Origin of the sequence: Carboxydocella sp. ULO1 (genome assembly GCF_002049255.1) — a bacterium.
GTDB lineage: Bacteria > Bacillota.
In genome coordinates, this window is the sequence record NZ_BDLQ01000120.1 from 1 (window position 1) to 251 (window position 251).

The window sequence follows — 251 nt, forward strand, 5'->3', positions numbered from 1 at the left end:
TTCCTGCGGGCGTGCCGCCATTTTTCACGGGCGGCCCGGCCCTGGCAGACCTTTTCCCACAGCCTTCTGCCCCCAAAGACTACCTCTGGTATTGTCCCCTTCTCCTGGTAATCCTTCAGTTCAGCCAGCCTTTTTGCGAGTGAAACCACCCGCTTGTTCCGCCCCTTGACTGCCAGGCGGAGCTTTTCAATAACTTCTGAAGCAGCCCCCTTTTCCTCTGCCTTCGCCAGTTTCCTCATAGCCAGGCTGAG

General features: G+C 57.8%; 1 pseudogene. It reads right to left on the minus strand.

Annotated elements, in window-relative coordinates:
* A pseudogene (locus ULO1_RS12360) lies at positions 1–251 on the minus strand (IS200/IS605 family accessory protein TnpB-related protein); the annotation flags it as partial.